This is a genomic window from Affinibrenneria salicis (genome assembly GCF_008710095.1).
Genome location: NZ_VYKJ01000003.1, coordinates 420,108 through 443,244, shown reverse-complemented (window position 1 = coordinate 443,244; position 23,137 = coordinate 420,108). Strand labels below are relative to the sequence as shown.

16 protein-coding genes and 3 pseudogenes are annotated in these 23,137 nt (G+C 60.6%); 13 read left to right on the top strand and 6 right to left on the bottom strand.

The genetic code is table 11. The features are described from left to right. Positions 1–53: 53 nt before the first annotated feature. On the top strand, positions 54–1,190 hold the full coding sequence (locus FJU30_RS09115) for an AAA family ATPase (RefSeq protein WP_150434632.1): 1,137 nt from the start codon (positions 54–56) through the stop codon (positions 1,188–1,190). A gap of 19 nt (positions 1,191–1,209) precedes the next feature. Here FJU30_RS09115 and kdpE read toward each other — a convergent pair whose 3' ends face one another. Genes kdpE through kdpF form a run of 6 tightly spaced genes read right to left on the bottom strand, consistent with a single transcriptional unit; the run spans position 1,210 to position 8,997 of the window. After that, positions 1,210–1,875, bottom strand: a complete 666-nt coding sequence (kdpE, locus tag FJU30_RS09110) for a two-component system response regulator KdpE (RefSeq protein ID WP_150434631.1) — start codon at positions 1,873–1,875, stop codon at positions 1,210–1,212. Beyond that, positions 1,872–4,559, bottom strand: a complete 2,688-nt coding sequence (gene kdpD, locus FJU30_RS09105; protein ID WP_150434630.1) for a two-component system sensor histidine kinase KdpD — start codon at positions 4,557–4,559, stop codon at positions 1,872–1,874. Before kdpD ends, kdpE begins: the two co-directional genes overlap by 4 nt. A 9-nt stretch (positions 4,560–4,568) precedes the next feature. Next, complete coding sequence (gene kdpC / locus FJU30_RS09100) at positions 4,569–5,144, bottom strand: potassium-transporting ATPase subunit KdpC (RefSeq protein WP_150434629.1); 576 nt, start codon at positions 5,142–5,144, stop codon at positions 4,569–4,571. Between the two features lie 11 nt (positions 5,145–5,155). Further along, positions 5,156–7,204, bottom strand: coding sequence for a potassium-transporting ATPase subunit KdpB (kdpB, locus tag FJU30_RS09095; RefSeq protein WP_150434628.1), 2,049 nt, complete (start codon positions 7,202–7,204; stop codon positions 5,156–5,158). 18 nt (positions 7,205–7,222) lie between these two features. After that, positions 7,223–8,908: a potassium-transporting ATPase subunit KdpA gene (gene kdpA / locus FJU30_RS09090; RefSeq protein WP_150434627.1), complete on the bottom strand. Its 1,686-nt coding sequence runs from the start codon at positions 8,906–8,908 to the stop codon at positions 7,223–7,225. After that, a complete protein-coding gene (gene kdpF, locus FJU30_RS09085; RefSeq protein ID WP_150434626.1) occupies positions 8,908–8,997 on the bottom strand; it encodes a K(+)-transporting ATPase subunit F in 90 nt (29 codons plus the stop codon). Before kdpF ends, kdpA begins: the two co-directional genes overlap by 1 nt. Positions 8,998–9,302: 305 nt before the next feature. Here kdpF and FJU30_RS09080 point away from each other — a divergent pair. From FJU30_RS09080 to FJU30_RS09035, 12 genes and pseudogenes are all read left to right on the top strand, one after another. Then, a pseudogene (locus FJU30_RS09080) lies at positions 9,303–10,324 on the top strand (IS630 family transposase). Between the two features lie 610 nt (positions 10,325–10,934). Beyond that, complete coding sequence (locus FJU30_RS09075) at positions 10,935–12,056, top strand: efflux RND transporter periplasmic adaptor subunit (RefSeq protein ID WP_150434625.1); 1,122 nt, start codon at positions 10,935–10,937, stop codon at positions 12,054–12,056. Then, complete coding sequence (locus FJU30_RS09070; RefSeq protein WP_150434624.1) at positions 12,056–15,166, top strand: efflux RND transporter permease subunit; 3,111 nt, start codon at positions 12,056–12,058, stop codon at positions 15,164–15,166. Before FJU30_RS09075 ends, FJU30_RS09070 begins: the two co-directional genes overlap by 1 nt. Then, a pseudogene (locus FJU30_RS09065) lies at positions 15,163–16,428 on the top strand (efflux transporter outer membrane subunit); the annotation flags it as partial. The gene FJU30_RS09070 and the pseudogene FJU30_RS09065, both read left to right, overlap by 4 nt. A 41-nt stretch (positions 16,429–16,469) precedes the next feature. Continuing rightward, the gene (locus tag FJU30_RS09060) at positions 16,470–16,868 is read left to right on the top strand and encodes an RcnB family protein (RefSeq protein WP_150434622.1); all 399 of its coding nucleotides are present in this window, start codon (positions 16,470–16,472) and stop codon (positions 16,866–16,868) included. Between the two features lie 340 nt (positions 16,869–17,208). Then, positions 17,209–17,361 carry a hypothetical protein gene (locus tag FJU30_RS26785; RefSeq protein ID WP_191091553.1) on the top strand — a complete coding sequence of 51 codons (153 nt, stop codon included), beginning with the start codon at positions 17,209–17,211 and terminating at the stop codon, positions 17,359–17,361. Positions 17,362–17,818: 457 nt separating this feature from the next. Next, complete coding sequence (locus tag FJU30_RS09055; protein WP_150434621.1) at positions 17,819–18,481, top strand: DUF3313 domain-containing protein; 663 nt, start codon at positions 17,819–17,821, stop codon at positions 18,479–18,481. 54 nt (positions 18,482–18,535) lie between these two features. Further along, positions 18,536–19,288 carry a MipA/OmpV family protein gene (locus tag FJU30_RS09050; protein WP_150434620.1) on the top strand — a complete coding sequence of 251 codons (753 nt, stop codon included), beginning with the start codon at positions 18,536–18,538 and terminating at the stop codon, positions 19,286–19,288. A gap of 168 nt (positions 19,289–19,456) precedes the next feature. Continuing rightward, positions 19,457–20,035: pseudogene (locus FJU30_RS27105) on the top strand (paraquat-inducible protein A); the annotation flags it as partial. A 75-nt stretch (positions 20,036–20,110) separates the two neighbouring features. Next, complete coding sequence (locus FJU30_RS27100) at positions 20,111–20,695, top strand: paraquat-inducible protein A (RefSeq protein WP_223881548.1); 585 nt, start codon at positions 20,111–20,113, stop codon at positions 20,693–20,695. Beyond that, the gene (locus FJU30_RS09040) at positions 20,692–22,332 is read left to right on the top strand and encodes a PqiB family protein (RefSeq protein WP_150434618.1); all 1,641 of its coding nucleotides are present in this window, start codon (positions 20,692–20,694) and stop codon (positions 22,330–22,332) included. Before FJU30_RS27100 ends, FJU30_RS09040 begins: the two co-directional genes overlap by 4 nt. Next, the gene (locus FJU30_RS09035; RefSeq protein ID WP_150434617.1) at positions 22,332–22,943 is read left to right on the top strand and encodes a PqiC family protein; all 612 of its coding nucleotides are present in this window, start codon (positions 22,332–22,334) and stop codon (positions 22,941–22,943) included. The genes FJU30_RS09040 and FJU30_RS09035 overlap by 1 nt, the downstream gene beginning before the upstream one ends. Positions 22,944–23,137: the final 194 nt, after the last annotated feature.

The window sequence follows — 23,137 nt, the reverse complement described above, 5'->3', positions numbered from 1 at the left end:
GGGCCAACCACGCCCGACGACCGCCCTGCGCCCTACGCAATGGGAGAATAACGATGGACTGGAATGACATTAAGGCGCTGATCCCCGAGGCCGGCGCCGCGCCCGATTTCGCCCTTTGGCTGGACGCCTTTCCGCTGCTCGAACGGGCGAAACACACTCCGCAGGAGCCGCAATATCACGGCGAGGGCGACGTCTGGACGCATACGATGATGGTGGTCGACGCGTTGCTGCAGCTCGACGATTACCGCCATGCGCCGCGCGCGCAACAGGAAGTGCTGTTTCTGGCCGCGCTGCTGCACGACGTGGCTAAACACCACACCACGGTCATCGATCCGCTGACCGGCCGTATCGGCCAGCCGGGACACTCCCGCAAGGGCGCGGTCGACGCGCGCATCCTGCTGTGGGATGCCGGCGCGCCGTTCGATATTCGGGAAGCCGTGTGCCGGATGATCGCCGTGCACCAGGTGCCGTTTTATTGTCTGGATGACGCCCGACGCCGCGTATCGCCGCAGTTCACGGTACACGAGCTGTCGTGGCAGTTGGATATCCCGCTGCTGGCGACGCTGGCGGAAGCGGATATCCGCGGACGGATCTGCGCGGATAAATCCCGGGTGCTCGACAACATCGAGCTGTTTCGCGAGCTGGCCAGAGAGGAAAACTGTTACGGCAGGCCGCGCGATTTTGCCGATGCCCATACCCGCATCAGCTACTTTCGCGGCGCCGCCCTGCACCCGGACTACCCGCTGTTTCAGGAACCGGGCGCCAGAGTCACCGTGATGTGCGGACTGCCGGCGTCCGGCAAGGACAGTTGGGTGCAGGCCCGCCGCGCGGGTATGCCGGTCGTCTCGTACGATGACGCCCGCACGCAACTGGGGCTCAAACACGGGGAAAACGACGGCAAGGCGACGCAATGGGCGCTGGCGAAGGCGCGTGAGCTGCTGCGCACGCGCGGCGAATTCGTCTGGAACGCCACGCATCTGAGCCGGCAAATGCGCGCCCGCACGCTGGATCTGTGCTACGCCTACGGCGCCGAAGTAGAGATTGTCTACCTTGAGCAGCCGCGGGCGGAGCTGCTGCGCCGCAACGGCCGGCGGGATACCACGCTAAGCAACAAAGCCCTGCAGAGCATGTTGATTCACTGGGAATTACCCGCGCCCACGGAAGCCCACCGCGTCAGCTACGAAATATAAACGGCGGTCAGGCGCAGCCTCAGACAAAACGGTAGCCTACGCCGTTTTCCGTTATAAAATGCTGCGGCTGGGCCGGCTGGCGTTCCAGTTTCTGACGCAGGTGCCCCATATAGATACGCAGATACTGGCTGTTATCCGCATTCGGCCCCCAGACGTGCTTCAGTATCTGCGACTGCGTCAGCACCTTGCCGGGGTTGCCCACCAGCAGCGCCAGCAGCCGGAACTCGGTTGGGGTCAGGTGGATATGTTCGCCGGCACGCGTCACGGTATGCGCACTGAGATTGACGGTGACCTCGTCGAACGTTACCACCTGTTCTCTTTCGCTTTCGCCGCGGCGCAGGGCGACGCGGACTCTCGCCTGCAGCTCGCCGACGCCGAAGGGTTTACAAAGAAAATCGTCGGCGCCGGCATCCAGCGCCTCGATCTTGTCCTCCTCGCCGGTGCGCGCGGACAGGACAATAATCGGCCGATCGCTCCATTGCCTGAATTCGCGAATAAACTCCACGCCGTCGCCGTCGGGCAGCCCCAGGTCAAGAATAACCAGGTCGGGCTGTCTGGCCGCGGCGGTGCTCAGCCCGCGCGCCAGCGACTCCGCTTCATACACCTTGATTTCGTCGCTCTCCAGCGCGCTGCGTAAAAAGCGGCAAATCTGCTTTTCATCATCAATAATCAGTAAACTCTTCACAGGCTCTCTTCCTGACTCGCCTCCAGCGGCGCAACCGGCGGCAGAGGGAGAATAATGGTAAAACAGGCGCCGCCCTGCGGGCGATTCGCCGCGCTAATCTCGCCGTGATGCATGTCCGTGATCGCCCGGCAGATAGCCAGCCCCATCCCGACGCCCGGAATGGCCGACTCTTCGCGTCCGCGGGTGAATTTTTCAAAAATCTGCTGCGTTTTACCCGCCGGAATGCCGGGGCCGTCGTCCCACACCTCGATCTTTATCGTAGCCGACTGCGTCCGGGCGCGGATGCCGATTGTCGCCCCGCTGCCGGCGTATTTCAGCGCGTTCTCCAGCAGATTGACGAACACGCGCTCCAGCAGCGGCCCGTCGCCCTGCAGCAGCACCATCTCCGACGGTAAATCCAGCTGCACGCCGCGCGCCGGCAGTATCGCCGCCAGAGACTGCAGCGCGCTGCCGATAATCTCCTCCAGGGCGATCCAGTCCGTCTGCGGGCGAAAGCCATCCCCCTCGATGCGCGCCATATCCAGCATATTATTCACCAGCCGGATGGTGCTCAGCGTCTGCAAGCGGATGTCATTCGCCATGCTCGCCTGCTTTGCTCCCTGGTTCGACAGTTCAAGCGTCAACATTTCCGCCTGGCCGAACAGCACCGTTAACGGCGTGCGCAGATCGTGCGACAGCGCGGCCAGCAGCGAGTTCCTCAGTTCTTCGCGTTCCGCCGCCAGGCGCGATTGTTGCTCGCGCCGGGTGAGTTCCAGCCGCTCCAGAGCGCCCGAGATGATCACCATAAAGGTATCCAGCAACCGCTGCTGCTCCGGTATCAGCAGATGGCGCAGATTGCTGGGTTCGATAATCAGCAGACCGAGCGCGCGCCCGGCCAGCGTCAGCGGCAGAATTTTGTAAGGCACGCCGGGCAAGGTGTCGGTGCCGGCGCCCGCCACCTGCCGCTTATCGAAGCTCCATTTAACGATAGCCGGATCCGGCAGGGTATCCAGCGTTCTTTCCGCCGGCGCGCTCAGCGCGCCCTGCCTGTCGGGCAGCCAGATTTCGCACCGGGCAAGCAGCGCGGCGCCGACCACCCGCTGGCAGATTTGCGCGATCTCGCCCGGCATCCTCGCCCGACTTAAGCCGTCCGCCATCTCATACAGGTAGCGCGCGCGTTGCTCCCGGTGTCTGGCCACCCTCGCCTGATAGCGTACGCCGGCGGTCATATTACCGGTAATCACCCCGACCGCCAGCATCACCGAAAACGTCACCAAATACTGGGCGTCCCAGACGGCGAACGACCCCGCGGGGGCGACGAAAAACAGATCGAACGCCACAATATTAAGCAGCGCCGCCGCCACCGACGGCAAACGCCCGAAGCCGATCGCTATCAGCACCACGCCCATCAGATAAATCATCACCAGATTGATGGGTGAAAAACCGGGTAATAACCACTTGCCTGACAGCGTAATCAGCGCGCACATGGCGGTCGCCGCCAGACAACCTCGCAGCTTCTGACGCCATTTTTCCGTCGCGCCCCGGCTGTCGCTCGCCCGGCCGGCCGGCATATCGGGCGCATCGTCCAGCGCCACGATGAGCAAATCCAGATCCGGCCCCAGCCGGCTCAGGCGCCGGGCGAAGCGGTTGGTGAAATGCCACCTGCGCGGCGGCGAACGCCCGACAACGATTTTGCCCAGATTATGTTCGCGCGCGTAGCGCAGAGTGGCCTTCGCTTCATCCGGATCGGACAGCGTGGCGGTCACCGCGCCCAGATTCTGCGCCAGCTGCAGCGTGCGCAGAATCGTACGGCGGCGCGCCTCGCTCTGACGGTGCAGCGTCGGCGTTTCCACCGTGATGGCGTGCCATTCGCTGCCGAGTTTGGCGGCCAGCCGCGCGGCGATGCGCACCAGTTTTTCGCTGCCGGTGCTGGCGCCGATGCATAACAGGATCGCGTCGCGGGTGTGCCAGACTTTTTCTTCGCGTCCGCGGGCGTCGCGCCACGCGCGCATTTGATCGTCGACGCGATCGGCCGTGCGCCGCAGCGCCAGTTCACGCAAGGCGAACAGATTGCCTGTACGAAAAAAGTTTTCGATCGCGCGTTCGGCGCGATCGCCGACATACACCTTGCCTTCTTTTAACCTCTGGCGCAGATCGTCCGCCGGCAAATCCACCAGCACCACCTCCGCCGCGGAGTCGAAAAACGGGTCCGGCACGGTTTCCCGCACCCGGACGCCGGTCACGCCGCTGACCACATCGTTCAGACTTTCCAGATGCTGAACATTTACCGTGGTCAGTACGTCAATCCCCGCATCCAGCAGTTCGTCGATGTCCTGCCAGCGTTTGGGGTGCCGCGCGCCGCGCGCGTTGGAGTGAGCCAGTTCGTCCATCAGAATGACGGCCGGACGCCGCGCCAGCGCCGCGTCCAGATCGAATTCCTGGTGGCGGTGGCGCCCGGTGGCGCGCCGCGGCAGAACGTCCAGCCCTTCCAGCAGCGCCGCGGTTTCCCGCCGGCCGTGCGTTTCCACTACGCCGACCACGACATCCAGCCCCTGCGCCCGCAGGCGGCGCGCCTCCTGCAGCATCGTCCAGGTTTTGCCCACGCCCGCGCAGGCGCCAAAATAAATTTTCAGCTTGCCGCGACCGAGCGTATCCGCTTGCGCCAGCAGCACATCCGGATCAGGACGCAGGGGTTCTTCCGTCATCATATTTCCTTAATGTTTGGGCAACGCATCCAGCGCCATATTCAGTTCCAGCACGTTAACCACCGGCTCGCCGATGAAATACGGCAGCGGGCGCGTCGTATTGGCTTCCACCAGACGCGTCAGCGCCGCTGCGGACAGGCGACGCGCCTGCGCCACCCGCGGAATTTGCCAGATCGCGGCGGCCGGCGAAATATGCGGATCCAGCCCGCTGGCCGAAGCCGTCACCAGCTCGGTCGGCACCGGCGCGCCGGCGGCGGGATTGGCCGCTCGCAGCGCGGCCACCCGCTGTTTGATCGCCTCGTCCTGCGCCGGGTTGCTTAGCGCCAGGTTGCTGCCTGATGAGGCCAGCGGATTATACGGCGTTTCCGCCGTGGCCGACGGGCGGCCGTGGAAATAATCCGCCCGGGTAAAGTTTTGGCCGATCAGCAACGAACCGCGCGGGCGATCGCCATGCCCGAGCAACGAGCCGTTGGACGCGGCGGGGAACCACCACTGGGCCAGGCCCGTGGTCAACAGCGGATAGCCCGCGCCGGTCAGCAGCGCCAGCAGGATAAAAACAGAAATCGCGGGGCGTAACAGATTCATTTACTGTCTCCTCAGGCCAGACCCAGCACGGTCAGTATAATGTCGATTAACTTAATGCCGATAAACGGCGCCACGAGTCCGCCGGCGCCATAGATCCACAGATTGCGGCGCAGCAGCGCAGCCGCGGACATCGGGCGATAGCCAACCCCTTTCAGCGCCAGCGGGATCAACAACACGATAATCAGCGCGTTGAAAATCACCGCCGACAGGATGGCCGAAGTCGGAGAGTGCAGACCCATCACGTTCAGCATATTTAGTTGCGGCCAGCTCGCCGCGAAGGCCGCCGGAATGATGGCGAAATATTTGGCTACATCGTTGGCGATGCTGAAGGTGGTCAGCGAACCGCGAGTCATCAGCATCTGTTTGCCGATATGCACCACTTCCAGCAGTTTAGTCGGGTTGGAGTCCAGATCCACCATGTTGCCGGCCTCTTTGGCCGCCTGAGTGCCGGAGTTCATCGCCACCGCCACGTCGGCCTGCGCCAGCGCCGGGGCATCGTTGGTGCCGTCGCCGGTCATCGCCACCATGCGCCCTTCCGCCTGATACTGGCGAATCAGCGCCAGTTTGGCCTCCGGCGTCGCCTCGGACAAAAAATCGTCAACGCCCGCTTCCGCAGCGATGGCCGCCGCCGTCAGCGGGTTGTCGCCGGTGACCATCACCGTTTTAATCCCCATTTTACGCAGCTCGGCGAAGCGCTCGCGGATCCCGCCTTTCACAATATCTTTCAGCGCCACCACGCCCATCACGCTATTATCTTCGGCGACCACCAGCGGCGTCCCCCCTTTACGCGCCACGGACGCGACCAGCTCCTCCACGTCCTGCGGGAAGCGGCCGCCGTTGCTCTCGACATGGCGGCGGATCGCATCGGCGGCGCCCTTGCGCAGCATTTTTCGGCCGATGTTGACCCCGCTCATGCGCGTCTGGGCGGAAAATGGAATAAAGGTAGCGTCCAGACTTTGCAAATCGCGTTCGCGCAGATTGAATTTTTGTTTAGCCAACACCACGATGCTGCGCCCTTCCGGCGTTTCATCCGCCAGAGACGCCAACTGCGCCGCGCTGGCCAGCGCGTCTTCCTTCATGCCGCGCGCCGGCAGAAACTGGCTGGCCTGGCGGTTGCCCAGCGTAATGGTCCCGGTTTTGTCCATCAGCAGCACATCCACGTCGCCGGCGGCTTCCACCGCGCGTCCGCTGGTGGCGATGACATTCGCCCCCAGCATCCGGCTCATGCCGGCAATCCCGATAGCCGACAAGAGCGCGCCGATGGTGGTGGGAATAAGGCAAACCAGCAGGGCGACCAGGACCGTGACGCTGATCGGCGTGCCGCCCCAGGCCGAAATCGGGTACAGCGTGGCGGTGGCCAGCAGGAAGATGATGGTCAGGGAGATCAGCAGAATGTTCAGCGCCACCTCGTTCGGCGTTTTACGCCGCCGGGCGCCTTCCACCATAGCGATCATCCGGTCGAGGAAGGTTTCCCCCGGGTTAACGCTGCACTGGATCACCAGCCAGTCGGACAAAATCCTCGTCCCGCCCGTCACGGAGGCGAAATCGCCCCCCGACTCGCGGATTACCGGCGCCGACTCCCCGGTGATGGCGCTCTCATCGACAGAGGCGCCGCCGGCCAGCACCTCCCCGTCGCAGGGAATAATGTCGCCCGCTTCCACCAGGACAAAATCGCCCTTGCGCAGGGCGTCCGCCGCGACCTTTTGCTGCTGCGCGTCCTGCGCCGGTTCGGCCAGTTTTTTGGCCCAGCTGGTGCGTTTAATGCCTTTCAGGCTCTCCGCCTGCGCCTTACTGCGCCCTTCGGCCAGCGCCTCGGCAAAGTTGGCGAACAGCACAGTGAACCACAGCCACAGGCTGATGGCGGCGGTGAAACCGGCCTGACTGCCGGCGTGCTCCGACGCCAGCCTGCATGCCAGCAGCGTGGTCAGAATACTGCCCAGATACACCACAAACATCACCGGATTACGATACTGCGCACGGGGATCGAGTTTTTTAAACGACTCGCCGATCGCCGCGCGCCACAGGGAACCGCGATTATGGGAAACAGATTGATGTGCCATACGAAAATTCTCCGGCAATTAATGGCCCAGTAACTGTAAATGTTCAACGATGGGCCCAAGGGCCAGCGACGGAATAAAGGTCAGTGCGCCGACCAGCAATACCGTGCCGATAATCAGCGCGACAAACAGCGGCCCGTGGGTCGGCAAAGTGCCTGAACTGGCCGGCTGGATTTTTCTTGCCGCCAGAGAACCGGCGATAACCAGCAGCGGCACAAAGGGCGCGAAGCGCCCGAGCAGCATGGCGGCCCCCAGCAACAAATTCCAGAAAGGCGTATTGGCGGACAGCCCGGCGAACGCGCTGCCGTTATTGTTGGCCGCCGAAGAGACGGCATACAGCACTTCGCTGAAGCCATGCGCGCCCGGATTGAGCATGCCGGCGCGCCCCGCGTCGGTCATCATGGCCAGCGCCGTGCCGGTCAGCACCAGCGACGGCGCAATCAGGATATAGATCGCCGCCATTTTCATTTCCTGCACGCCGATTTTCTTACCCAGATATTCCGGCGTGCGGCCAATCATCAGGCCGGCGATAAACACCGCCAGCAGCACATTCATCAGCATGCCGTAAAGGCCGGAACCGACGCCGCCGAACACCACCTCGCCCAGTTGGATCAGCCACATAGGGATCATGCCGCCCAGCGCGGTGAACGAATCATGCATGGCGTTGACCGCCCCGCAGGACGCGGCCGTGGTGATCACCGCGAACAGGCTGGAGTTCAGGATACCGAAGCGGCTCTCCTTCCCTTCCCAGTTCATGGCGCTGTCCGCGCCGAAGGCGGTCAGATGAAGATTGCCCCTGACTTCCGCCGTCATCACCAGCACGGCGGCGACCACAAACATCAGCGTCATCGCCCACAGGAGGGTGCGTCCCTGGGCGCGATCGCGCGCCACGTCGCCAAAGGTAAAGCACAGCGCGGCCGGGATAAGAAAGATGGCCAGCATCTGCGCGAAGTTGGTCAGCGCGGTCGGGTTTTCGAACGGATGGGCCGAGTTGGCGTTAAACAAACCGCCGCCGTTGGTGCCCAACATTTTGATCGCCTCCTGCGACGCCACCGGCCCCATCGGCAACGTCTGCTGCGCCCCTTCCAGCGTGGCGGCCGTCACGTAAGGGCTGAAATTCTGTATTACCCCCTGACCGGCCAGAAACAGCGCCATAACCAGCGACAGCGGCAACAGCACCCACAGCGTGACGCGGGTAAGATCGCGCCACGCATTGCCAAGATTATCCGTGCTATGCCGGGCAAAACCGCGCATCAGCGCAAACAGCACGGCAATACCGGTCGCCGCCGACAGGAAGTTCTGCACGGCAAGACCGACCATCTGGCTGAAATAACTCATGGTGGATTCGCCGGCATAAGACTGCCAGTTGGTGTTGCTGACGAAACTGATCGCCGTATTCAGCGCCAGATGCCAGGACAGCCCGGGCAGCCCCTGCGGGTTAAGCGGCAGGCTGCCCTGCAGCAGCAGAATGAAAAATAGAAACGCCAGCCCCAGCAGGTTAAACAGCAGTACGGCGCCCAGATACTGTCGCCAGTTCATTTCGCCCTGCGGCACGCCGCACAGGCGCCATAAAGCGCGCTCTATCGCCGCGGTCCCCGGCGCAGCGCGATCAAGCGCCATGCCTGACATGAAACGGCCCAGCGGTTGCGCCAGTAAAAACAGCACGACCAGCAAACTGACCAGTAATAAAAAGCCTTCGGCAGCCATCAGAAATCCTCCGCCCGGCAGAGGGCATAAAACAGATAGCCCAGTAACAAAAACACCAGCACAATGCCGGTAATTAATTCCACGTTCATGGCGACGCTCCCGGATTCATTGAAGACGGCTCAAGTGTAAATAAATGGAAATAAAAATGTCGTCAATATTGGCGCCAAAGGTATAAATAAAATATAAAAATGCAGACAACGATCCACACAATAAAAAGCAGAGCCGGTGCGGCGCGCACAGTATTAAAAAAGGGGAAACGAATACAAAAAAACCAATAACAACGGCAGGAATAATCATTTAAATAAAACTTAAATACTCATGAAATAAAAATTTATATATCCGTGATCATTAAAAATGGCTGATTTTATACATTAAAGAGATCATGCTTGCCAGCATGAAAATATTTATCACTGATGAGCAAAAAGCCGAACCTGAACGCCTGCACGACACCACTCGTGATGGCCATGTCCGCGATTGCATCAAAGCGCGCCTTCTGGCCTCTGAAGGCTGGCGTTCGGCCATGATTGCTCAGGATCTGCAGCCTCATGAAACCACGCTCAACCGCCATATCCGTGATTATCTTGATGACCACAAGCTCAAACCCGAAAACGGCGGCGCTGGCAGTATGCGCGGCGCTCGTCAAACAGAGAGTTTAATCAGCCACTTATCTCTGTATCTATTCCATCATAGCCGCGATATTGTGCCTTATGTCGAACAGCGCCGGGCTATCCGGTTCAGTATTGCCGGCATGAACAAAAGGCTGCAGCGCCTCAGTTTCACCCGCCAAAAACCGGCAGGCATAGCGCATAAACTCAGTGAAGAAAAAAAGAAACAGTTCATTGAATATGATGAATATTTTAAGAAAATAGCGGGTGATGAGCCGATTCTGTTTCTCGATGCCTGACATCCGACACAGGCGACAAAGCTCAGTTATGGATGGAGACGGAGAGGACATAAAAAGTCAGTAAAAACGACGGAAAACCGAACCCGACTGAATATTCCGACTGCGCTGAATCTGAGCGACAGGGGCTGCGCGGTTATTTATGACTACCAAACGATTAATGATTACAGCATCGGTTTTTTTCATTGAGATACGTAAACGTCACCCTGCTTGCCGACAGAAAATCCATGTGATACCGGACGGAGCGGGATATAACCGGACCCCATTGATTAAAGACCGGGCCTTTGTAGCGAACATAAAATTCACTATCCGCCACCGTATCGCGCGACCCTGAATACGACAGCGCGCTTATGGAAAGCGATGAATGAGCATGCGCGGAACAATCGCTATTTTGAAACACCCGCGAATGTCGGGATGCGATGTTCAACTTCGTTGCGACCACGCAGCCAGAAATCGCGGCCTCACTGACGTCCAGAATTCACGATCGCTTTCAGGCGCTAAAACCTGCATATTGAGGTTTATTAGTTATATATATTCGGACTATAGGATCTGTTTATATACGCGCTAATTGGTACGACAGGAAAAACGTCATCATCACGCGGCGCGCGAATGACGGTCCGGTCAGCAACTTACTGGAACAAGCATAGTCCAGGCCATGGTGTGCCAAATATGAAGCTGACGGCATAGCCGTCGCGACGCGCAAGGCGCGGTTCAGTAACCGGCCGCCGCGTTTCCTCTTCGCGTTCGCCTGTTTCGTTGGGTGCGCGCCGCGCCCATACGGACCGGCAAACGCTTCCCGCCATTTAGTCCACAAACCGCGCCGCGATCGCCCGTTGCCCCCGCCGTATGTGTCCATATGTGTCAGCGTGTTTCTCTTGACAAAATTTCCTTGCCAATTAAAACTGAACCATACTGTACGGTAATCGCGATTTTACAAACAGACAACGGCCGGACATTCAGAGTAGCGCTGACGACAGCGATAACCGTCGGCATGGGGCAAGTCCGGCTGACGCCCGACTTAACCGTGCGCGCCGCTCCGCCCTGCGGGCGAATATCAATAAGCGGGCGTTTTTCACCTGCTGCCAGGGTGGTGGCTTCTCATCCCTTTAGCTTCTGGATAACATTATGTTTTTAAGAAGATTTTTCTTGCTGGCCATTGTTACCCTGGCGGGCTGCGATAACCCGCAGATCGCCGCCCCCCAAGCGCAGCCCGTTGAAGTCGGCATCGTTAGCCTGCGCGCGCAACCCTACAGTCTGATCAGCGAACTGCCTGGCCGTACCGTATCCGCGATGACGGCGCAAGTACGGCCGCAGGTAGGCGGGCTGATTATGAAACGCCTGTTCCGTGAAGGCGACGACGTACAGGCCGGCCAGGCGCTTTACCAAATCGACCCGGGCAGCTATCAGGCCGCCGTCGATCAGGCCGCCGCCGCCCTGAAAAACGCTCAGGCGCTGCTGCGGGCGGACTGCGCCAAGGCGAATCGCTACGCGCAACTGGCGAAAACGAATGACGTTTCCCGCCAGGACGCCGACGATGCCCGCGCCGTCTGCGAACAGGACCAGGCCAGCGAAAGCGAGAAAAAGGCCGCGCTGGAAAGTGCGCGAATTCAGCTGGCCTGGACTACGATCGCCGCGCCCATCAGCGGACGCATCGGCATTTCCAGCGTCACGCCGGGCGCGCTGGTAACCGCTCAACAGGACTCGGCGCTGGCCACAATCCGCGCGCTGGATACCATGTATGTAGACGTCACCCGCGCCAGCCGCGATTTGCTGCGCCTGCGCAAGCAGGCCCTGGCGACGAACAACGACACCCTGAGCGTGACGCTGATACTGGAAGATGGCACCGAGTACGCGGAAAAAGGCCGTCTGGCGCTCACCGAAGTCGCCGTGGATGAGGCGACCGGTTCCGTCACCCTGCGCGCCGTATTTCCTAATCCACAACACCTGCTGCTGCCGGGCATGTATATCCGCGCCAAAATTAATGAAGGCGTGATGGAAAACGCCATACTGGCGCCGCAGCGCGGCATCAGCCGCGATGCCAAAGGCAATGCGACGGCGCTGGTCGTCACGGCGGAAAACAAAGTGGAGAAACGTCAGGTGGAGACCGGTGACGCGGCGGGCGATCGCTGGCTGGTGCTGAAAGGTCTGCAAAACGGCGATCGTCTGATCACCGAGGGCACCAACAAGGTGGCGCCCGGCCAGCAGGTCGCGCCCGTCGACGTCGAGCGCAGCGGAGGTCAGGCCTGATGTTTTCCCGATTCTTTGTCCATCATCCGGTCTTCGCCTGGGTGATCGCTATTCTGATCATGCTGGCGGGTCTGCTGGCCATTCGTATTCTGCCGGTGGCGCAATACCCGGATGTGGCGCCGCCGTCGATCCGCATCAGCGCCACCTACTCCGGCGCATCGGCCCAGACGCTGGAAAATAGCGTTACCCAGGTCATTGAACAGCAGTTGACCGGGCTGGATAACCTGCTCTACTTCAACGCCAGCAGCACCTCTGAAGGCACCGTCACCATTACCGTGACCTTTGCGCAGGGCACCGACCCGGACACCGCCCAGGTCCAGGTGCAGAACAAGATCCAGCAGGCGGAGTCTCGTCTGCCGGTCGAAGTGCAGCAGGCCGGGGTGACCGTCACCAAATCCCAGTCCAACTATTTGCTGATTCTGGCGCTGTATGACAAAACCGACCAGTCGAACAGCGCCGATATCGGCGACTGGCTGGTGAGCAATTTGCAGGACCCGCTGGCCCGGGTGGACGGCGTCGGCGAACTGATGGTGTTCGGCGGCGAATATGCCATGCGTATCTGGATGGATCCGACCAAACTGGCCGCCTACTCCCTGATGCCCGGCGATCTGACGGCCGCCGTTCAGGCGCAGAACATTCAGGTATCGGCGGGAAAAATCGGCGGTCTGCCGGCGCCGCAAAAGCAACAGTTCACGGCGACCGTTAGCGCCCAGTCGCGTCTGCAGACGCCCGCGCAATTCCGCAATATTATCATCAAACACGATAGCGCCGGCGCTATCGTCCGGCTGGGCGATGTGGCCCGGGTGGAGATGGGCAGCCAGGCCTACAGCATGTCGGCGAAACTTAACGGCCATCCGGCGGCGGGACTGGCCGTGATGCTGGCGCCCGGCGCCAATGCGCTGGAAACCTCCACGCGGGTCAAGGAGAAGATCGCCGAGTACCAGCGCACAATGCCCGTCGGCTACGACGTGGCCTACCCCAAAGACAGCACCGAATTCATCAAACTGTCGGTGCAGGATGTGGTTAAGACCCTGGCCGAAGCCATCGTGCTGGTGGTGGCGGTAATGTACCTGTTCCTGCAAAATCTGCGCGCCACCCTGATACCGGCGCTGGCCGTCCCGGTGGTGCTGCTGGGTACGTTCGGCGTACTTTTCCTGTTCGGCTATTCGATCAATACCCTGACGCTGTTCGCCATGGTGCTGGCTATCGGCCTGCTGGTCGACGATGCCATCGTCGTGGTGGAGAACGTAGAACGCATCATGCGCGATGAAGGCCTTAACGCCAAAGACGCGACGGAAAAATCGATGGGGGAAATCTCCGGCGCGCTGGTGGCGATCGCCCTGGTGCTGTCGGCCGTGTTTCTGCCTATGGCCTTCTTTGGCGGCGCCACCGGCGTGATCTATCGGCAATTCTCCGTCACCATTATCGCGGCCATGACGCTGTCCGTCGTGGTGGCGCTGACGCTGACCCCGGCGCTGTGCGGCATTCTGCTGCGCCATAATCACCCGCCCGTCAGGGGCTTTTTCGCGAAATTCAATCGCTTTTACGGCAATACCGAGCGCGGGTATCGGCATAAGGTGCTGAGCGTACTGCGTCGCCCTGTGGCGATGCTGCTGGTTTACGCGGCGATGGGGCTGGTGATGGCGTTGCTGATGTGGCGCCTGCCGGACAGCTTTTTACCCAATGAAGATCAGGGCGAAATTATGCTGCAGACGTCGCTGCCCGCCGGCGCGGCGGCCAGCCGCACGGACGCGGTCAATAAACAGATCACGGACTGGTTCCTGACGCAGGAAAAGAACAACACGGAAGCCATTTTCACCATTACCGGCTTTAACTATACCGGCAGCGCGCAGAACGCCGGCATGGCGTTCGTTAAGCTGAAAAACTGGGAGCAGCGCGCAGATAAGGAAAACGCCGCGGAAGCGATATCGGCCCGAGCCACGCAGCGGCTGGCCGTTATCCGCGACGCGCGTATTTTTGCCCTTACCCCGCCTTCCGTTCAGGGACTGGGCCAGACCAGCGGTTTCACCTTTGAGCTGATGGCCAACGGTTCGACCGATCGCGCCGCTCTGCTGACGCTGCGCGATCAACTGATACGGGAGGCCGCGCAGAGTCCGGAACTGCTCGCCGTGCGCGCCAATACCCTGCCGGAAACCGCTCAATTGCAGGTGGATATCGACAACGAAAAAGCGGTCGCGCTCGGTCTGGCGCTGAGCGATGTGACGAATACGCTCACCGGGGCCTGGGGCGGCGCCTACGTGAACGATTTTATCGATCGGGGACGGGTGAAACGGGTTTATCTGCAGGGCGACGGAGACTTCCGCTCCCAGCCCTCGGATCTGGGCAAATGGTTTGTTCGCGGCGCGGAAGGGACGATGACGCCATTTTCCGCCTTCGCGACCACCCGCTGGAGCTGGGGAGCGGAAAGCCTGACGCGCTACAACGGCTCGGCCGCCTTCGAAATTCAGGGCGTCAATGCGGACGGCTTCAGTTCGGGTGAAGCCATGAACAAAATGGAAACGCTGGCGAATGCGCTGCCGCCCGGCTCCACATGGGCCTGGAGCGCGCTGTCGCTACAGGAGAAGCTGGCCAGCGGGCAGGCGGTCAGCCTGTACTCCATCTCCATCCTTATCGTCTTCCTGTGTCTCGCGGCGCTGTATGAAAGCTGGTCGGTGCCGTTCTCCGTCATTATGGTCATCCCGCTTGGGCTGCTCGGCGCGATTCTGGCCGCATCGCTGCGCGGATTAAATAATGATGTCTACTTTCAGGTGGCGCTGCTCACTACCATCGGACTGGCGGCGAAAAACGCCATTTTGATCGTGGAGTTCGCGGAAACGGCGGTGCGGCAAGGCAGTTCACTGGGCTCGGCGGCCCTGAATGCCGCCCGCACCCGTCTGCGCCCTATTCTGATGACATCGCTGGCGTTTGTCGCCGGCGTGGTGCCGCTGGCCATCGCCACAGGCGCCGGTGCCAATAGCCGTATAGCCATCGGCACCGGTATTATCGGCGGCACCCTCAGCGCCACCTTACTGGCGATTTTCTTCGTGCCGCTGTTCTTTATTCTGGTGAAACGCGTTTTCCGCCGTCCAGTCGCCGGAGGCCCCGCGTGATACGTTTGCGTGTTATTTCCCTGTCTCTAATGCTGGCTGGCTGCGCGTCGCTCGATCCCGTCTGGCAGCGCCCCGCCGCGCCCGTGCCGGCCGTCTGGCCGGGGGCGTCCGGTCAGACAGGCGCCGAACTGGCGGGCTGGAAAAGCGTGATAGGCGATGCGCGTCTGCGGCAACTGCTCGAACGGGCGCTGCGCAGCAATCGGGATGTACAGAAAGCGCTGGCCGATATGTCCGCCGCCCGGGCGTTGTACCGCGAACAGCGCGGCGCGCTGTTTCCTGCGCTGCATACCGATCTTAGCCTCGCCCGCAGCCAAACGCCGACCAACGGAATGAGCGAAAGCGCGCAGGCGGAAGGCGCGATATCCGGTTTCGAACTGGACCTGTTTGGCCGCAACCGCAGCCTGACGCGCGCCGCGCGAGAAACCTGGCTCGCCAGTGAATATACCGCGCAGAGCGCCAGACTGACGCTGATTGCCGACACCAGCCGCGCGTGGCTGGCGCTTGCCGCGGCTAACAGCAATCTGGCGCTGGCGCGCAATACCCGGCAGAGCGCCGCGGATTCGCTGGCCGCCGTTCAGCGCCGGCAGCGAAACGGCCTGGCGGCGGCCAGCGACGCGTCAGAAGCGCAAACGATCTATCAGCAGGCGCGCGCCGGCGTGGCCGCCGGTCTGACGCAAGTGGCGCAGAGCAAAAATGCGCTGACCCTGCTGACCGGCAGCGACGTGCCCGATGCCCTGCTGCCCGGCACGCTGGAGTCCTTGCCGAACCATAGCATCGCGCTGCTGCCGGCGGGCGTATCGTCATCCGTTCTGCTGCGCCGTCCGGACGTGCGGGAAGCCGAGCATAATCTGAAAAGCGCCAACGCCAGCATTGGCGCGGCGCGCGCCAGCTTCTTTCCGACCATCACGCTGACCGCCAGCGCAGGGGCCGGCAGCGATTCGCTGGCCAACCTGTTCAGCGGCGGCTCGCGCATCTGGGCTTTTTCGCCTTCGGTCACCCTTCCCCTGTTCGCCGGCGGCGGCAATCTGGCGCAATTACGTTATGCCCAGGCGCAGAAGCAGGGGCGGGTGGCGAGCTACGAGAAAACGATCCAGACCGCCTTTCGGGACGTAGCCGACGCGCTGGCCCGCCGGGCGACGCTTAGCGAACAGCTGGACGCCCGTCAGGGCTATGTCGCCGCCGCGCAGCAGGCGCTCGATTCGTCGACGCGACGCTACCAGACGGGGGCCGGGGATTACCTGAACGTACTTACCGCCCGACGTCCCGGAAAGCGAGTCGGTTAATCATAGTGTGGGAGACAGTAATGAAAAGAATCGTAACCATATTGACGCTGAGCATCATCCTGACGGTCGCGCTGCCGGCATTCGCCTCCAGAGCAGACGGACACGGCGCCGGCGCTTACCCGGAGAAGAGGCAGCCAAACCCAAGCGCGTCGAATCATGACGACGTCCGCCGGGAGCGATCTCATCGCCCGCAGCGACGGGATCATTTCTCATGGCGCGGACAGCATTTTCGTCAGGGTCAGCCGGTGCCGCGCGGCTTTCGCGCCGCTCGCTATCGGGTTAAAGACTGGCGCGCGCACGGGCTTTATCAACCGCGGCACGGACAACACTGGGTCTATATTAACGGCAACTACGTCCTGATCGCCGCCGCCTCCGGCATCATAACGACCATCCTGCTCGACCGCGCCGGCGGCCATTAACGCGCCAATACATGGTTTAACCTGGGGGAGCGCGGTACGGCGTCCTCTTTGCCGAGACAGCAACCCGATCGGCAGGCGATCAGGCGGCGCGCGGAGCGTCTGTACAACAACGCCAACCGTCGAGAAAAAACAATAACAATATGATTTTAAATAAAAAATAAATTAAAGGCCGCGTAAAAAAGGAATAGTCTTAATTATTCGCTTCTCACGTTGATGCCGGTTGCTTTTCATCAACAAACTAATAAACTATACCGTACAGTTTTGTTATAAAAAACACAACGCGGGTCGGATCTGTCTCGTATGTTCATCCGCAAAAACCGCCCTGACCGAGAAGGAAATAATGATGAAACAGCTTATCGCCACCGTTTGCCTGCTTTCCGTATTCTTACTGAGCGGCTGTATTGCCGTGGGTAAACACGGTAATCCTGACCGGCACCACCGGGATGATAATCGCTGGCATGAAACGCATCGTTCCCATGACCGCTGGCGTTAATAGTTCGTTGCAAAACGCGACGACCGGATACCCGGCGTGAGCGAGCGCTGCCTGTCGTTGCGTCTTCATATCCCTTAGCCGCGCCGGCAGGAATGATACACGGTTCGCCGCCTCTCTTTGCTTACCCACACCAGGCGCGCCGCGGGCCAGCGTTGCCGTAAAAAATTGCCGGGCGCGATGCGCCGCCCGGCAATTCTTCGTTTCCGGCCGGGATCCGGTGCTGTTTTGCTGTTTTTCTCCCCTCCGGCCGCTTCGAGATAAAGACATTATATTATGAAACATTTTCTTGACAGTTTCGGGAGCTCAGTGCAAAACTAGCCCGTACAGTTAAGACGTGTAAAACAAAGCTGAAGGCCCTTTTACCGCCGTTCGGGGTGCGCGGGTTCACCCTGATGTCGGTGGAGTAAAAGTCGGACCGGAATTTAGTAATCGGAATATTTAATTCAGGACATTTCACATGATGACGCCATTTCGAACCGCTCGACCTGCCCTGCTGACGCTGGCCATTATTTTGGCCGGCTGCGCCAGCAATCCGCCAGTACGCTATACCGGCATTGATTCAGCATCACAGCTGACGCCCAATACCGGCGATGAATCCGACCGTATTCCGTACAAATACGCCACAACGGTGAACTGGGAAAAATATCGCAGCATTATCGTTGAGCCGGTAAGCATTTATCAGGGGGCGGATAACCAGTTCGGCGATATGTCGCAGTCCGATCGGCAGCAGCTGGCTACCTATATGCAGAAAAAATTCGCAGAAACGCTGCGCCCGCGCTTCCAGCAGGTTAGCGCGCCGACGCCCGATGCGCTGCGTCTGAAACTCACGCTGACCGGCGCGGACACCACGACCCAGGTTGTCGGCACCGTTACCAAATTCGACCTTGCCGGTGGTCCTTACAATATCGTACAGTCCATCCGCGGCGGCCAGGGAATGTTTAGCGGTTCCGTGAACTACGCCGTTGAGATCTACGACGCCGCCAGCAACAAACTGCTGCATGCCTACGTCGCCAAACAGTACCCGAACGCCTTGAACATTTCGGCGACCATCGGCTCGCTTAGCGCGGCGGAAGTCGGTATCGATAAAGGGGCTGAACAGCTTGCTGAGATATTGAAGTAAGGCTTGCCGGGTCAGATAACGTAATAGCGTTACCATCAGTGAAGAGATAAACCGATGAAAAGTTTTTTTGTTAACAATGTTCGTGCATCACTGCTGTTGCCGATACTGTTTTCCACCTCTGCGCTGGCCGGGGACTGGTCCCTGGGCCTGTCCGCCGGCGTCGCCAACAGTCCATACCGTGAGACCGACCCCGTCGCATTCCCCCTGCCGCTGGTCGGTTATGAGGGCGACATTCTGTTTTTCCATGGTCTGAAGGGCGGCGCGCATCTGTGGAAGGATGACGTTAACCAGTTCGATCTCTTTGCCGCGTACGATCCGCGCCAGTTCCGTCCCAAAGACAGCGACGATCTGCGCATGAAGCGCCTGGACAAGCGGGATTCAACCGCGCTGGCCGGCGTCGAATATACTTTGCGCACCCATTTTGGCCATTTCAACGCCTCCGTTGCTCATGACATCCTCGACAACAGCGACGGCATTATCGCAAACGCCGCCTATATGTACCCGATTAAGCTAAACGACTGGGAAATTCGGCCCAAAATAGGCGTCCGTTGGGATAGCGAAGATCAGAATAAGTATTACTTTGGCGTAAGCCAGAGCGAATCAGGCCGCAGCGGGCTTGCCGCCTACCAGCCGGGCGACAGTTTCACGCCTTATGCGGAGCTGGCGGTTCACTACCACGTATCCGAGTCCTGGAATACCTTTGTCTCCGCTCGTTATGAGTCCCTGCCGGACGAAGTAAAAAACAGCCCGATGGTGGACAAGAGCGGCGTCGGCGTTGTTTCGGCCGGTTTCACCTATACCTTCTGATAGCAGAGTATCCTGGCGGGAAGGCGGGGTCCGCCGCCCTGTCCCGCCATCGACCAGCACAGCAGAACAATAAAATAAGATGGCGAAACGCCGTCATACAACTTGCGGCTGACCGGGTGCGGTAAGCCGCCTCACAGGCCGACATAACCGAATCATCAGTCCTGTATTATGAAAATTTATTCCTGTTTGACTGTTTGCCCGCAGTGCGACGGCGTATACCGGCGGCGTCCCTATACCGCCAACCGAACGGCGCTGTGCAAACGTTGTCAGGCCGTACTCTGGCGCAGCGACGGCGCCGGTATCGCGCGCATACTGCCGCTGTCCCTCGCCGCGGCAATCACCTTTTTCATCGCCTGCGTCTGCCCGGTAATGAGCGTCAGCTTTCACGGCATCCATAATGAAGTCACCTTATGGCAGGCCGCATGGCCGCCATCGCTGGGGCAACGTTTTCCTCTGTTGGCCCTGTGCACCGCATTTTTGCTGATTTTCGCCCCCGCGCTGCAGATAACGCTGACCATCTGGCTGCTGCTGTTCGCCCGCTATCGTCGCCGGGCGCCCGGGTTCGCCATGTGGATGAAAACATTATTGTGGCTGCGCCCCTGGAGTATGATCGAAGTCGGGGTGTTGGGTTTTCTGGTGGCCGCGGTCAAATTATCTTCGCTGCTGGACGTCGCGCCAGGCCCCGGAGGCTGGGCGCTCGCCGTCTCTCTGGTTTTGATTGTTATCATAACCCATCATGATCTGCGCCCGCTCTGGGCGATCGAGCCGCCCCGCCGTGCCGGCGCTCAGGCCGGCGATGAGCCAGACGCCGGCGAAACCCAGATTTGCGGTTGCGACGTTTGCGGATTGGTCAGCGCTTTGCCGACGAACGATGGCGACAGCCGCTGCCCGCGTTGCGCTAGCCGGCTGACCCGCCATCGCCCGCCTGGCGACGCCCGCAGCTGGGCGCTGCTGAGCGCCGCGGTGATCTTTTATATTCCCGCCAACGTCCTGCCGGTGATGTATACCAGCCTGTTTGGCCGGGGCAGCGAGAGCACCATTATGGCCGGCGTTATCGAATTCTGGCGCGGGGGATCGTACGGCATTGCCGCCATTATTTTTATCGCCAGCGTGGTGATCCCCTGCATGAAATTTCTCGCCCTCGGCTTGCTGCTTATCACCACCCGCCGCCATAGCGGCTGGGCCAGACGAGAGCGAACCCGGCTATACAGAATAACCGAATGGATCGGCAGCTGGTCCATGCTGGATGTCGTCGTCGTGGCGGTGATCTCGGCGCTGGTGCAGTTTCATGCGCTCAGCGAGGCCGAGCCGCGAGCCGGCATTGTGTTTTTTGCTCTGGTGGTCATTCTGACCATGCTCTCTGCTTTGAGTTTTGATCCGCGACGAATCTGGGAAGGTGATAAATGAAGTACCCGCACCCTGACGATCCTGCCCTTAGCGGCAGGAACTGGCGTAATGCGCTGATCTGGCTGGTGCCGGTTATCGCGCTGCTAATCGGTCTGTCTATGTTGATCCAGGCCCGGCTGTCTTCCGGCCCGGAGATCACCATCTCCTTCAACAACGCGGCCGGGCTGGAAGCCGGCAAAACCGCCGTTAAATACAAAGACGTGACGGTCGGCATCGTGAAAGATATCACGCTCAGCCGCAATAATTCGCGCGTGTTGGTTAAGGTACGGCTAAGCAAAAGCGCGAAAAATCTGACCCGCGCCGACACCCGCTTCTGGGTTGTCCGACCGCGGGTCGGCATCAGCGGCGTCAGCGGTATCGATACGTTGCTTTCCGGCGCCTATATCGGCGTGGACCGCGGGGAAGCCAAAGAAAACAGCAATGCCTTTACCGGTCTGGAAGTCCCCCCGGCCGTTATCGGCGGCAGCCCAGGCAGCCAGTTCATTATTGAAGCCGACGATCTCGGCTCGCTGGATATCGGCTCGCCGATCTATTACCGCCGGGTCCAGGTTGGCCGCGTCGCGTCCTACCACCTGCGCGAAGACGGAACATGCGTCAGCCTGCGGGTGTTTATCGATGCGCCCTATGATCGGCTGGTCACCGCGGATACCCGTTTCTGGAATGTCAGCGGCGTTGATCTCTCCGTCGGAACCGGCGGCTTTCGTCTGAAGACGCAGACCGTCGCCGCCATCATGGCCGGCGGGATCGCCTTTCTTACCCCCGAAAACAGCGCGGCCTCGCCGCAACGCATGCCGGCCAAATATATGCTGGCCGCCGATCAGGATAGCGCGATGGCCCCGCCCGATGGGCCGGCCATTCTATTCCGGCTGCGTTTTGAACGCTCTCTGCGCGGTCTTGATATCGGCGCGCCAGTCGAGTTTTCCAGCGTCAGAGTTGGGCGGGTCAAGTCCATCGAGCTGGATTACAATCCGGCCGGCTATCGTTTCCCAACCATAGTGAGTATCGAGGTCTATCCCTCCAGAATGGGGCATGTGCTGGAAAAACTGCCGCAGCCGGCGGGCGATATCGCGCAGGCCACCGCCATCTTTACCCGCGATCTGGTCGAAAATGGCTTACGCGCCCAGGCGATGCCCAGCAGCCTGCTGACCGGGCAACTGTATATTTCCCTCGACTTTATTCCCGATGCGCCCAGAGCCCGTTTTGATCTCAATGCCCGCCCTCTGCTGCTGCCGACGGTGAACGGCGGTCTCGACAAAATTCAGGAGCAGCTGGCCTCGATCGTCAAAAAAATCGATGGAATGCCGCTCGCCTCCATCGGCAATAATCTGGATGGTTCGCTGGCCGAGCTGAATAAAACGCTCCGCATGGTGAACAAACAGACGCTGCCGGCGGCAAACCGGTTAATGGCGCAGACCCAGCAGACGACGGAACGAGCGCAGGATCTGCTGGCGGAAGATTCGCCGCTGCTGATTAACCTGATGCAAACCCTGCAGGAAGCCGGCCGAACGCTGCGGGCGGTGCGCGGCGTCACCGACCAGCTCAGCCGGCACCCCGAATCCCTGTTGCAGGGACGTCCGGCGGACCCCGCATCCACACATTCCGCCAACCATACCGGTTATCCCGCAGGAGATCGCTAATGAAACGTTCATTCAATGCGCTGGTGGTCAGCGGCGCGTTACTGGGTCTGGCGGCCTGCGCTTCGCCGCAGATCGCCTACCACACGCTGGTAAGTCCGACGCCGCCGGTCGGCGCATTCCCGGCCGACGCCCCTTTTGTGATCGACGTTCTGCCGGTCGGCGTTCCCGCGCAGCTGGATATGTCGCAGGTGGTGGTCAGACAGGATAACAGCCGCGTGGCGGTGCTGGATAACGACCGCTGGCTCAGCCCGCTGGGCGATGAACTGCATACCGCGCTGGCGTCGCAGATAGCGCACCAGTCCGGCGCGCAGGATATTTCAGGGCTGGTTCGGACTGAAGGCACGCCGGCGATCAGAATCCTGATCCAGATACGCCGCTTCGACAGCTGGCCGGGCAACGCGGTCAGCCTTGATGCCGACTGGACGCTATCGACGAAGCGCGACGGTCGGCGAGTCAGTCTCCTGTGTTCCAGCCGCCTGACGCAACGGGCCGCCGGCGATTACACGCAGATATTCCCCGCCTGGCAGGATGTTCTCACGCAGATGTCGGCGCAGATCGCACAAACCGCGCGGCGCTGGTCGGAGAATACGGCTGCGCCCTGCCCGAATTAGCGCAGACGCTGAATGGCCCGACGTAAGAAAGAAATCCATCAGCATGCCGGAACGGCCGCATCGCAGGGACGCTGATGGAAAAGACGCGCGCCGAAACACGCCGGCGAGATGCGGCTGGCGTCAGCGGCGACGGCTGATTCCGCCCGCCAGCGACGCGGAAGGATTGCGCTCTGCCCGGCGGCGGCCCTTGCAAT

What these genes read in the sequence shown, in the direction of transcription:
- FJU30_RS09040 (WP_150434618.1), top strand. Translation starts at nt 20,692, where the DNA reads ATGAAGTACCCGCACCCTGACGATCCTGCCCTTAGCGGCAGGAACTGG.
- FJU30_RS09035 (WP_150434617.1), top strand. Translation starts at nt 22,332, where the DNA reads ATGAAACGTTCATTCAATGCGCTGGTGGTCAGCGGCGCGTTACTGGGT.
- FJU30_RS26785 (WP_191091553.1), top strand. Translation starts at nt 17,209, where the DNA reads ATGATGAAACAGCTTATCGCCACCGTTTGCCTGCTTTCCGTATTCTTA.
- FJU30_RS09055 (WP_150434621.1), top strand. Translation starts at nt 17,819, where the DNA reads ATGATGACGCCATTTCGAACCGCTCGACCTGCCCTGCTGACGCTGGCC.
- FJU30_RS09070 (WP_150434624.1), top strand. Translation starts at nt 12,056, where the DNA reads ATGTTTTCCCGATTCTTTGTCCATCATCCGGTCTTCGCCTGGGTGATC.
- kdpD (WP_150434630.1), bottom strand. Translation starts at nt 4,559, where the DNA reads ATGACGGAAGAACCCCTGCGTCCTGATCCGGATGTGCTGCTGGCGCAA.
- kdpC (WP_150434629.1), bottom strand. Translation starts at nt 5,144, where the DNA reads ATGAATCTGTTACGCCCCGCGATTTCTGTTTTTATCCTGCTGGCGCTG.
- FJU30_RS09050 (WP_150434620.1), top strand. Translation starts at nt 18,536, where the DNA reads ATGAAAAGTTTTTTTGTTAACAATGTTCGTGCATCACTGCTGTTGCCG.
- FJU30_RS09060 (WP_150434622.1), top strand. Translation starts at nt 16,470, where the DNA reads ATGAAAAGAATCGTAACCATATTGACGCTGAGCATCATCCTGACGGTC.
- kdpB (WP_150434628.1), bottom strand. Translation starts at nt 7,204, where the DNA reads ATGGCACATCAATCTGTTTCCCATAATCGCGGTTCCCTGTGGCGCGCG.
- kdpF (WP_150434626.1), bottom strand. Translation starts at nt 8,997, where the DNA reads ATGAACGTGGAATTAATTACCGGCATTGTGCTGGTGTTTTTGTTACTG.
- FJU30_RS09115 (WP_150434632.1), top strand. Translation starts at nt 54, where the DNA reads ATGGACTGGAATGACATTAAGGCGCTGATCCCCGAGGCCGGCGCCGCG.
- FJU30_RS09075 (WP_150434625.1), top strand. Translation starts at nt 10,935, where the DNA reads ATGTTTTTAAGAAGATTTTTCTTGCTGGCCATTGTTACCCTGGCGGGC.
- kdpA (WP_150434627.1), bottom strand. Translation starts at nt 8,908, where the DNA reads ATGGCTGCCGAAGGCTTTTTATTACTGGTCAGTTTGCTGGTCGTGCTG.